We start from the raw sequence: 12,150 nt of genomic DNA, 5'->3' as shown, positions 1-12,150 counted from the left end.
GCTTTGTAGCTACTCTCAGTAGATCAATATTGAGTTTATCGTTTAAGACCTCTACTTTGGAAGATTTATGTCAGAAAAATCTATGGAATCTAGAGAATCTATTGATTTAGACCTTAGTCGTTACTTATTGATATTGAAGCGATGGTGGCTACCTGCTGCTGCGATATTTTTAGGTACAGTTATGCTTAGTGGTATAGCTACACAATTGATGAAGCCATCCTATGAAGCAGAAGGAAAACTTTTATTCAGAGTTCCCTCTTTTAAAGTAGCAGGAACTAGTCTTTCGCCTAGTTACGCTGAAGGAGGAGACTCAGGAGATTTGAAACCCTTGGTAGCCACTCAAAATCCAATAAGCAGTCAAATAGAAGTTATTTCTTCTCCTACTTTTTTGCAGCGGACAATAGACAAACTACAACTCAAAGACAACGAAGGTAAACCTCTGGAAGTAGAAGCGCTACTAAAAGCCCTGAACATAAAAATTCTTGGTGGGACAGATGTATTGCGAATTACCTATAGCAGCCATGACCCTGAAGAAGCTGCGGCAGTGGTCAACACAATTATGAATTCTTATTTAGACAATGATATTACGACAAATCGCTCTGAGGCAGGAGCAAGTCGTCAATTTATGGCCAGGCAGCTTCCTAAAACTCAAGCTGCTGTTGAGAATGCAGAAGTAGCGCTACGTATATTTAAACAAAAGTATCAGATTGCAGATTTATCAGAGGAGACAAAGTCAGCCGTTGCGGCTATTGGAAATTTAGACAGTGAGATGGATACTGTTAAGGCTCAACTGGATGATGTAAACGCCCAAAGCAATGAACTGCGCCAGAAAGTAGAGCTAAATTCTCAGCAAGCGATCGCTGTGAGTGCCCTCAGTCAGTCGCCCGCAGTCCAAGGAGTTCTTACACAGCTTCAAGACACTGAGCGGCAGTTAGCGATTGAGCGCAGCCGTTTCCTAGATGACAACCCCGTAGTTATTAACCTAGAAGCAAAAAAAGCTAATTTAAAATCTCTCCTGCAACAGGAAGTTGGTCAAACTATTGGCAATCAAAAACAAATTCCCCAGAACCAATTGCAGATTGGACAACTCAGACAAGGCCTGATCCAAAGTTTTCTCCAGGCAGAAATACAGCGCTTTGGCTTAACAAAAAGACTTTCTTCTCTAGACAATTCCCGTTCTAGCTACGAACGACGGGTGAAAGTCATACCTCAGTTGGCACAAAATGAGCGGGAGTTAGAACGGAAAGTTGAAGTCGCAGAATCGACCTATCAAACTCTATTGAAAAAGGTTCAAGAATTACAGTTAGTTGAGAATACAAACGCAGCGACTTCCCGGATTATTTCTCAGGCTTTAGTGCCCAAAAAGCAAGTACTAATCAAAAAAATAATTGTTTTGCTGCTAGGAGTGATGTTCGGTTTATTTTTTGCCACCACAACTGTGCTCTTCCTAGCAATGAGAGATAGATCTCTAAAAACACTTAAAGAAGTTAGAGATGTATTTGGATATACTTTGCTGGGAATTGTTCCTTTATCTGTTAAAAAGGTTCGCTCCCGTTATTCAAATGCAGAATCAATAGCTCAAACAATTGCCGTCAGAGATACTCCCCACTCTTTAACGAGCGAAATGTATCGGATGATTCAAGCCAATCTGAAATTCCTGAGTTCAGATAAAGTACTCAAAACGATCGTGGTAACTAGCGCAGTTCCTAAAGAAGGCAAGTCTACAGTTTCAGCTAATTTGGCTGCGGCGATCGCTCAACTAGGACGTAAAGTTTTACTAATTGATGCAGATATGCGAATTCCTTCTCAGCATCATCTCTGGCAACTAACTAATGCAGTTGGTTTGAGTGAGGTTCTTGTCGGTCAGGCTGAATTTAATGTTGCTGTATCTAGGGTAATGGATAACCTTGATGTTTTAACTGCTGGAGTTAGACCTCCCAACCCACTTGCTTTGCTTGACTCAAAACGGATGGCATCACTAATTGAAAATTTCTCATCTCAATATAGCTATGATTTTGTCATTATTGATGCTCCTCCCCTCCTTTTGGCAGCCGATGCTTTAACTTTAAGTCAAATGACTGATGGGATTTTGTTAGTAGCTCGACCTGGGGTAATTGATTCTAACAGTGCAGCTGCTGCTGAAGAAATGCTAGAGAGGTCTAGTCACAACGTCTTAGGTTTAGTTGTGAATGGTATCATTGATAAAAATGAATCTAGTAGTTATTTCAACCATGCTAAAGAATACTTTACTCATCAAGATTTAACAAAACAGGTTAAGCAGCAAAAACGTATTCCAGACAAAAGCTCTGTATAAAGTCGGATTTTGTCTCATAAGTGAACTGAATACCATAACTGGTATATCATGTCTGTTTAATTAGCTACAAAATAATAAGCCTGCCAAGGCAAGCTTATTATTTTATGTAAATGTAGACTTCAGTCTGACGCAACTATTGACAGATAGGAGGACATGATCTAAACATTACTGATGTTCGTATGCCCCAATATCATATCTACCAGCAGAGCGAGGTTTACCTGCATAATCAGTTTTCAAATCCTTCCAATAGTAACCCTTATTGATCGCCGCACTGTTTGCTTTGAGCCTAAAGTCACCATTTGAGGGATTTACAAACTGTGGGTCTCCAATAATATCGTGAGGTCCCATTACAGTGATCTCAGCACCCTTGGTGTAAAGATTGTAGTCATAGGTGACGTTGGTATTCTTCATGTTGCTATTCGCCTTTTGACCAGGGTAAGCAGAGATAATGTTATTGAAAATCTTCACATCAGATGAATAGCCAGCATATATTTGCCCTTTTTTAAGGCTTGAAGTTTGCCCGTTCCCATATGCCGTGTTGTTGACAATATCGACATGCTCACTATCATGGGCATGAATACCCGAACCGCCATTCCAGTAGGTGATATTGTTTGCAATTAAAGTTCGTCCTCGATATGAACCACCTTGACTAAGTTTTGAAACATCGACAATAATGCCATTACCGTCTGTGATTTTTCCGGCTCCAATCCAGGGAATGTACATACGATTGTTGTAGACCCTGTTGTTGGTCACGAACATTTTGTATCCCCGGTTGTTGTCAGAATTGTAACTCTTCAAGAAGGAAATACCACTGCAACCATAAACGCTGTACCAGGAGGTATTAAACACAGTGTTATTATCCACCTTCACATAATCAGCCCCCATTACTGAGATACCTGCTCCTCCACAGTCATGCACTTTGTTGTTCAGGATATTTATGTGATGAACAGCATTAACGCGCCCCTCAACACTTATGCAGGTTCCGTTTGTAAGCCGATTTGATGAGTTCCACTTCTGATTTAATGCATAAGCAAGAGTTACATTGGCATTGTTTCCTATGACCTCTAGCCCGTTGATCTCGATATATGAAACTCCATTTGACAATCCGATACCACTCCATGTGTTATGCTGAATTTTTGGGGAATCCCCAGGATATGCTTTATACCTAATCCATGCTTTTGCATTTCCAGAACGTTCAATATTGACTACACTCCCAGCATTGCCGGAATTTTTGTAGACTCCATTCATAATCAATACTGTGTCGCCAGGGTCAGTCAGATCTGCTGCCCTTTGAATTGTCCTAAAAGCGGATGAGGTAGTGAGTCCGCTATTTTTGTCGTTTCCTTGACCACTAACATAGTATGTTGTCGCAGTTGAAACTGCGCTGATCAGCTTGCGGCTAGGTAGTGGCATTTCTTGAACAGTGAATGATTGACGAACATCTCTAACTAAAGACTCTGTTATTTTTTCTCCTTGAACCAGACCTGTTAATGCCCAAGGAAGTACAAGAGATGCACTCAAACTGAGAAAACTGAAACCATGAATCATCATAGGGAAAAAATAGGGTATGTTGTAAAAACTGAATCGTCAACAGTCAGTAGCTCTAGCCTTAGTCAGTAACTCAGTATTGGATATGGTCGTGTAACGGTTGTATGTAAGTTTATACAGGGCTTTCTTCGGCTTATACCTGAGTATTTTCGCGTAAATATCGCTGAAACGCATTTTTCGCAAGTGAGACACTAGGCAGGAGAAATACTGCTCTCTGTCTTTTACCGCGACCTCTGGTGAGCAAGGGTTTAAGCCCCACTCTAAATCTCTGATTTGATGTCCTGCAATCAATGTAGGTCTGAAGCCTACACTGGAAGAGCAACCTTTTGCCTCCTGCCTCCTGCCTTCTTGACCCTGTGTTCTACAAAACAGGAATTATCTGGTAAAAGTACTGAAGAAAAATTATCAGTATCCAGAGTTACCTATTAATGGACACCAAGCAACCGTACAAATGGCCTCATTTCCAATTCGACATCATTCTACTGTGTATACGCGGTATCTGCGGGTGAGATAGTATATCTGTTATCAATCAGTCAATTTACTTAAATAATTCTTATGAGAATAAGAATCATTAAAGCAGCAAGAAGAAGGCAGAGACTAGTATTTATCGCCTCTGCCTTCTAAAATATTCTCATTATCATAATAAATTCGAGTACTTACAATAAAGTTTACAAAAGCAATTACTCTCAGTAGAGAATAAAGCCAAAGTTGCTACCGCACAAGGCTTTTAGCCAAAAAATCATGATTGATAGCATTCTGTTAGAAAATAAAGGCTTCAATATTCTTTTTATATATATAAAGTTTAAAAGTTACCTGCGATTTTTAGTTAGCGAGAGTGATGGAAGAGGGATATTAACTCTTGACTATTGAGCTTTGATTCCAGGATAGTGCAATTTTAGGGACGAAGAGGGTTGACCAACGTCCCCAATTTACATCTATCTCTTAAACTAGAGTCCGAACAAGTTGAGAAGATTTAAGACAATACCTAGAGGTCCAGTTACAGTGCCTACGGTATCGCCAAAACTAGCTGCACCAGATCGGCTGACTACCACGACATCATTATTGCGGAGTATAGGATTAGTTTGCTCATTAATCCCGGCGGAGAAATCCACTTTTACTATACGTTTAGTGACAGAACCATTAGGGTTGAGGCGAATCAAATCAACAGCCTTACTACTAGCTCTGGCATCATTAAATCCGCCAGCAGCGAGTATAGCTTGATTTAAAGAGCTATTCGGCTGAACCTGTGTTAAACCTGGTTTTTTAACTTCACCTACCACACCAACTTGAATAGATGTAGGAGACAAAGTAGTGGTAGCTAATTGCGTGGCTTCTGCGGGGTTGATTTCAGTTGCCGTTGGAATCACAATCGTATCTCCGTCTTGCACGATGATGTCTTGATTGGCATCACCACTCTGCAATAGCTGCCAAAGATTAATATCTATAGCTTGTTCTGAGCCAGTTCTTGTCGGTCGGCGTAGCTTGAGATTACGAACATCAGCCTGTGCTGTAATTCCCCCAGCTAGTTGAATTACCCGCGTCACATTTGGTAGACCAGTGGGACTGGCAGTACCACTGTTAGTGGTTGCGCCTGCGCCCCCTTGAGCATCTGTGTTGCCTGGGGTGACAAGATACGAACCGGGACGGTTAACTTCACCAATAATTGTGACTGTGCGGGGTGTGGTTTGGCTGGCGGCAAAGTTAGCTGCAAATATATTGCGGGATTCTGCAACGTTGAAGTTGGTTGCAGTTGGCACAACTATGGTGTCTCCATCCCGCAAGGTAATATCCTGTGTTAATCTGCCTGTTTGGATGAGTTCCTTCAAATTGACGGTGACGGCTTGCTCTGAAGAACGTCCTATTTTACGCCGTAATTGAACTTGAGTCACATCCGCAGCCAAGGTTACTCCCTGCGCTGTTGTCAATGCCGCCAATATAGTCGGGTATTGTACGCCTGGATTGTTTCCTGCGCCTCCGCTCAAGCTCAGAGTATAAGCTCCTGGACGTGTCACCTCTCCGGCAACAAAAATATTGATGGGACGAGGCGATAACAAATTGACTGAGATTAAAGGACGTTTGAGGAAGCGAGCATATCTTCTAGCAATTTCGTCAGCAGCCTGTTCAGTTGTGAAACCGAGAACTGACACACTGCCAATTAAAGGCAGGTTGATCGCTCCACCTGGCGGAATTTGATATTCACCTGTATATTCGGGGACTTCAAATACATTTACACGGATGAGATCCCCGCCTCCTAATGAATAATTAGTATCTAATTGTGTTGGTGTGGTTGGTGTTTGTGTAGTTCTTGGTAATGGTTGTCTCTGAGCTAGACTGACAGATGGCACAGCGACATTGACAGCACTTAACAAAGCCACACCCACAACTGGCTGAGTTAGAAATTTAAACAAACTTGTGTTAAGCATATTTACCTGAGACTCTGAAACTACAATCAATAAAGTACTGTCTAAACATTTTTATTTTGACTATACCTAAGTATTCAAGTTCCCCGACACTCTTATTTTCCTCGAAAAGTGTGATTTTCCGGAGGAAATTTGTTTATTGAATTTGAACTTTTAGTGAAGTTAACTTAAAGTTAACGCTGCTGAAATAGAGCAATTATCAAAAAATATAGAATTTACGCAACTAAACGCAGTTTATACAATAAATTTTCTGTTAACCAATAAAGACAAATAACCTTAATAAGAGATCGGAATTTGATTTTGTGTGGGTTTGCGTTGAAAAAGATCAACTCAAAAAGGCAGAACTTTTGGATTTTGTTCCTCAACATAACTCACAATTTACTCTTTGGCAAGAAGCAAGAAGACTAATTGAGTGAGTTATTTTTTCTTTGGATTTGTTGAATAAAAAATTCTTCTAGGGAGTGACGGGACAAATTCATCGCAATAATTTTACCTTCCATGAGCCGAAGACTGGCGAGGAAATCATAAGAATCATCTTGTAGTGTACCTTGCCAGGAACCATCAGGCTCAAATCTGAGAGTGGGTATCCATTTTTTGAGAATTTCCCAGTCACCACCTTGACCTTTAACGTGATATGTGTTTTCTCCGCCTAAGAGTTCATTGAGCGAACCAGAGCAAATTAGTTCACCTTGAGCGAGGATGGCAATGCGATCGCAAATCTGTTCTACTTCACTAAGAATGTGGCTGTTGAAAAAAATCGTCTTACCAGCGGCTTTTAGCGCCAGGATAATTTCCCGCATTTGGTAGCGTCCTACAGGATCAAGACCAGACATTGGTTCATCGAGAAAAACCAAATTTGGCTCGTTAATTAGCGCCTGTGCCATGCCTACACGTTGTAGCATTCCTTTAGAATAGCGGCGCAGGAGCTTTTTGCTGGCATCGGCTTGCGATAAACCCACTAATTCCAGCAGTTGGGGAATGCGTTGGCGTTGTACACTTTTGGGAATTTGAAATAGTCCAGCTGCTAGCTGCAAAAATTCCCACCCGGTGAGATAGTCATACAAATAGGGATTTTCGGCCAGATAGCCGATATGTTGCTTAACACTGCGATCGCCTATGGGTTTACCTAATAATAATCCCCGTCCAGAGGTAGGACGAATAATTCCCAGCAACAATTTTAAAAGGGTGGTTTTACCTGCACCATTTGGCCCCAGCAACCCAAAGGTTTCGCCTTTATAAACTGTTAAAGAACAGTTTTTGAGAGATAGGACTTTTTGATTTAGCCAAAAACCAGTGCGATAGACTTTTCGCAACTCAGAAGTTAAAACTACTGGCGGAGTATCGGCCGTATTAAGTTCAGAATCAGGGTCATTTGCAACAGACTTCATCTCGGTTAAATCACCATTTACCAACTTGGCATTAATTACAAGTTACCCGGTAGGTTGATAATAACCATCACCACCTGATGTGTCAATTATCGCAAACAGAGTAAGTTAGGAGGTAGGAGTTAGGAGTTAGGAGTTAGGAGTTTTCTCTTCCTCATATCCCCCTGCTTCCCCTGTTGCTTACCTTCTACAAGACGCCCTTAGAACTGGGAATCACGCCAGCACGACGGCGGTCGATTTCCACCGCCAGCCGCGTTGCCCTCGCAAACGCCTTAAATGTTGCTTCAATAATGTGATGGGAATTAATGCCATCCAGTTGCCGAATGTGCAGTGTCATTTGGCTATGGTTGACGAGTGCCACAAAGAATTCTCGCACTAACTGCGTGTCATAGGTTCCTACCCGTTGAGTAGGAATTTGTAAACCGTAGCTGAGGTGAGGACGTCCAGAAAAGTCTAGCGCTACCTGAACTAAAGCTTCATCTAGTGGTGCAAGAAAATTACCAAAACGGACAATGCCTTTTCTGTCGCCTAGTGCTTGGTTCAAAGCTTGCCCTAAGGTAATGCCTACATCTTCATTGGTGTGATGGTCATCAATTTCCCAGTCTCCCTTGGCTTGGACATCTATATCAATCAGCCCGTGGGAGGCAATTTGATGCAACATGTGATTCAAAAACGGAACACCTGTTGCTGCTGTACAAGTTCCTCTACCATCCAGGTTGATGGTAACTTGCACATCAGTTTCACCAGTGGTGCGGTAAACAGTGGCAATCCGAGGGGTTTTAGTTGACTGGTCGTAGTTTGAATTAACTTTGCTAATTTGCATAGGGAATGGGGCATAGGGCATAGGGCATAGGGCATGGGAAATGAGGAATGGGGAAGAATTTTACTAATACTCAATGCTCAATGCCCCATGCCCAATGCCCCATGCCCAAATTATCTTACATTCCCATAATTTCATATCCTGCATCTACATATAGAACTTGTCCGGTAATGCCACTGGACAAATCACTACACAAGAAAGCCGCAGCGTTGCCCACTTCTAACTGAGTGACGGTGCGTCGTAGGGGAGCTACTTGTTCTACATGATGAATCATATCCAAAATTCCGCCCACTGCTGAAGATGCTAAGGTGCGGATGGGGCCTGCGGAAATGGCATTGACGCGGATATTTTGCGGCCCTAGTTCAGCAGCCAGGTAACGCACACTCATTTCTAACCCCGCTTTGGCAACTCCCATAACATTATAGTTAGGGATTGCCTTGACACCGCCTAAAAATGTGAGGGTGACGATACTACCTCCCTCTGTCATCAAAGGTTTGGCTGCACTACTTAACTGCACCAGAGAGTAGGTACTGATTTCTAAGGCCGTGTTGAAGCCGGAACGAGAGGTTTGGCTAAAATCTCCAGTTAAATCGTCTTTGCTGGCAAAGGCCAGACAATGGATGAGGATGTCTAACTTCCCCCACTGAGCGCGGATTGTTTCAAAGGTAGATTGAATCTGTTGATCATTTTGGACATTACAGGGAAGAAATAAGCTGGGGTTGAGGGGTTCTACTAACTCCGCGACTTTTTTTTCCATCTTGCCGCGTTCATCCGGCAGATAGGTAATACCCAGGTTTGCTCCAGCTTTGTGCAGCTGTTGGGCGATGCCCCAGGCGATCGAGCGGTTATTGGCAATACCTGTAACAAGGGCATTTTTTCCAGTCAGATTTAGCATATAAATTCTTAATGCGATCGATCATTAGGAGCATACTAGAATCTGAGGCACGTTTTGTCTTTGTTTTACGCAGGATTTGCAAAAATGAATATTGGTAAGAGTGTTTGCTGTGACAAAAATCTTGATTTTTCCTAAAGATATTCTCAAGATATCTTTATTTGTTCTTCAAAAAACCTTTTAAATACAGCGATTATAACTACTTATCAACAATTAATAGCTGAAAGGATCAACAATTATGTATCATTATAAACAAAGAGTTATGAAGAGATTAGTTTGAGTATAGGAAAGTACAGAAAGGTTGACGGTGCTTTATTCTTTTTTCGGGTGTATTCTTAGGTAATCAGTTTTTGTTTTTCCGGCATTGGGTAGGGGAAGGGAGATGATCGTGACACAAGATAAAGCCCTAGCAAATGTATTTCGTCAGATGGCGACCGGGGCGTTTCCGCCAGTTGTGGAAACGTTTGAACGCAATAAAACGATCTTTTTTCCTGGAGATCCTGCCGAACGAGTTTATTTTCTTTTGAAAGGTGCTGTTAAACTTTCCAGGGTGTACGAGGCAGGAGAGGAAATAACGGTAGCGTTACTGCGGGAAAATAGTGTTTTTGGTGTATTGTCATTGCTGACAGGAAATAAGTCTGATCGGTTTTACCATGCGGTTGCATTTACTCCTGTGGAATTACTGTCAGCGCCAATTGAACAGGTGGAGCAAGCACTCAAGGAAAATCCAGAATTATCAATGTTAATGCTGCGGGGTCTGTCTTCGCGCATTTTACAAACAGAGATGATGATTGAAACTCTCGCTCACCGAGATATGGGTTCTAGGTTGGTAAGTTTTTTGTTAATTCTTTGTCGGGATTTTGGGGTTCCTTGTGCAGATGGGATCACAATTGATCTGAAGTTATCTCATCAAGCGATCGCAGAGGCAATTGGTTCAACTCGTGTTACCGTCACTAGGCTACTAGGAGATTTGCGTGAAAAAAAGATGATTTCTATCCACAAAAAGAAGATTACTGTGCATAAACCTGTTACTTTAAGTAGGCAGTTCACATAAAAACAATTGGAGAAAGGGGAGTCGGCCCGTGTTGTGTTTTGAAAGATGACACTAATAGCTAGAGGTAAATCTAAAATTGAGTAATTTCAGCTATTGTCAATTTCCACTTCTCCACAGACAATGCTTAAAAGTAGTAGGCTGTATCTGGAAGGATTTCGGTAGCTAAAGATGACCACCGGATACATCCTCATCGCAGCAATTTTAATTCTGGGAGGCGTAATTGCCACCGTGGGCGATCGCATCGGCACACGAGTTGGCAAAGCCCGCCTCTCACTTTTTAATCTCCGTCCGAAAAACACTGCTATACTGGTAACGATTTTTACGGGTGGTTTGATTTCAGCATCAACATTGGGGATTTTATTCGCTGCCGACGAAGGCTTGCGAAAGGGAGTCTTTGAGTTAGAGGATATTCAAACAGACCTCAGACAGAAGCGGGAACAACTAAAAACCGCAGAAACTCAGAAAAGTCAGGTCGAGAGTGAGCTAAATCAAGCAAGAATTGCCCAAGCAAAGGCACAACAAGACTTGCAGGTAATTAATCAATCCTTGCAGGCGGCGAATGCCAAACAACTCCAAACACAAGCTCAGTTAAACCGCACCATTAGTCAACAAGCCCAAACTCAAACTCAACTCCAACGCACTCAAGGTCAGCTAGATCAGGTTGTAACTCAGTACCAAAAAGCTATAGCTGAACTCCAAAGTGTATATAATCAGAGAAAGCAGCTACAGGCGGCAGTTGAGCTACTGAAGACAGAACGTCAACGCCTGTATGCTGAAGCTAAAAAAGCCATTGGCGATGCTAAAACAGCTATTGAAAAACGCGATCGCGAACTCGCTAACCGCCAAGAAGTCATAGAACAGCGTGATCAAAAAATTGCCCAACTCGATCAACTGATTCAAAAGCGTAATCTAGAAATTACAGCGCGAGAGCAAGTGATTGCCACGCGGGAATCGCGCCTCAAAGAATTGGAAGGACAACAGGAGCAACTAGAACTGGAAGTTGCAAGGCTAGAAAAATATTATCAGTCCTATCGCGACCTGCGTTTGGGTAAGCTAGCCTTAGTTCGTGGTCAAGTTCTGTCTGCTGGGGTAATTCGTGTTACCCAACCTGGTGCTGCTCGTCAGGCAGTGGTACAACTTTTACAAGAAGCCAATCGCAACGCCAACCTGGAATTAAGTGAGCCGGGTGCAAATCCTGCAAATGTAAAGCTACTGCACGTGACCCAGGATCGGGTTGACCAATTGAGCAACCAGATTGGCGATGGTCAAGAATACGTGATGCGAATTTCTTCAGCTGGTAATTACGTCAGGGGAGAAAAGCAAATAGAGTTTTTCGCCGATACAGCCCGGAATCAGTTGGTTTTTTCGGGAGGCGCAGTGCTGGCGACAACTACTACCGATTCCAAAACCATGACATCCTATCAGTTACAGCAGCGCCTGGAACTACTGATTTCTGCTTCCCAATTTCGTGCCCGTAACGCCGGAATCGTCGAAAATGTGCAAGTAGACGGCACTTTTCTGCGCTTTGTCACCCAATTAAGACAGTATAATCAACCATTGGAGATCAAAGCGATCGCCGCAGAGGACACTTATACAGCCGGGCCATTGAGAGTAAAATTAGTGGCAATAGTCAACGGACAAATTATTTTTAGTACTTAAAAAGTTATTTGTACACTAAGATTTAAACATATTTGAACAGTAGCTAAAATGCTTACTG

8 protein-coding genes are annotated in these 12,150 nt (G+C 42.3%); 3 read left to right on the top strand and 5 right to left on the bottom strand.

Annotation, left to right across the window (positions count from 1 at the left end; translation table 11 throughout):
• Window positions 1–67 precede the first annotated feature (67 nt).
• Window positions 68–2,314: a polysaccharide biosynthesis tyrosine autokinase gene (locus PUQ00_RS01225; RefSeq protein ID WP_300412339.1), complete on the top strand. Its 2,247-nt coding sequence runs from the start codon at window positions 68–70 to the stop codon at window positions 2,312–2,314.
• A gap of 165 nt (window positions 2,315–2,479) precedes the next feature.
• Here PUQ00_RS01225 and PUQ00_RS01220 read toward each other — a convergent pair whose 3' ends face one another.
• From PUQ00_RS01220 to fabI, 5 genes are all read right to left on the bottom strand, one after another.
• Window positions 2,480–3,835 (bottom strand): choice-of-anchor Q domain-containing protein, encoded by a 1,356-nt coding sequence (locus PUQ00_RS01220; RefSeq protein ID WP_300412337.1) that lies wholly within the window; start codon window positions 3,833–3,835, stop codon window positions 2,480–2,482.
• Between the two features lie 974 nt (window positions 3,836–4,809).
• Window positions 4,810–6,285 carry an SLBB domain-containing protein gene (locus tag PUQ00_RS01215; protein WP_300412335.1) on the bottom strand — a complete coding sequence of 492 codons (1,476 nt, stop codon included), beginning with the start codon at window positions 6,283–6,285 and terminating at the stop codon, window positions 4,810–4,812.
• 401 nt (window positions 6,286–6,686) lie between these two features.
• Complete coding sequence (locus tag PUQ00_RS01210; protein WP_300412333.1) at window positions 6,687–7,670, bottom strand: ABC transporter ATP-binding protein; 984 nt, start codon at window positions 7,668–7,670, stop codon at window positions 6,687–6,689.
• Between the two features lie 184 nt (window positions 7,671–7,854).
• Window positions 7,855–8,490: an imidazoleglycerol-phosphate dehydratase HisB gene (hisB, locus tag PUQ00_RS01205; RefSeq protein ID WP_300412398.1), complete on the bottom strand. Its 636-nt coding sequence runs from the start codon at window positions 8,488–8,490 to the stop codon at window positions 7,855–7,857.
• A gap of 115 nt (window positions 8,491–8,605) precedes the next feature.
• The gene (fabI, locus tag PUQ00_RS01200; protein WP_300412331.1) at window positions 8,606–9,382 is read right to left on the bottom strand and encodes an enoyl-ACP reductase FabI; all 777 of its coding nucleotides are present in this window, start codon (window positions 9,380–9,382) and stop codon (window positions 8,606–8,608) included.
• Between the two features lie 379 nt (window positions 9,383–9,761).
• Between fabI and ntcA the strand changes: the two genes are divergently transcribed.
• Both ntcA and PUQ00_RS01190 read left to right on the top strand, forming a co-directional pair.
• Window positions 9,762–10,433 (top strand): global nitrogen regulator NtcA, encoded by a 672-nt coding sequence (gene ntcA, locus PUQ00_RS01195; protein WP_010998529.1) that lies wholly within the window; start codon window positions 9,762–9,764, stop codon window positions 10,431–10,433.
• Window positions 10,434–10,601: 168 nt separating this feature from the next.
• Window positions 10,602–12,092, top strand: coding sequence for a DUF3084 domain-containing protein (locus PUQ00_RS01190; protein WP_300412329.1), 1,491 nt, complete (start codon window positions 10,602–10,604; stop codon window positions 12,090–12,092).
• The last annotated feature ends 58 nt before the right edge of the window (window positions 12,093–12,150 follow it).

Origin of the sequence: Nostoc sp. S13 (assembly GCF_029379315.1) — a bacterium.
GTDB lineage: Bacteria > Cyanobacteriota > Cyanobacteriia > Cyanobacteriales > Nostocaceae > Nostoc.
The sequence above is the reverse complement of the archived record's forward strand: the minus strand, read 5'-3'. Positions and strand labels throughout refer to the sequence as shown.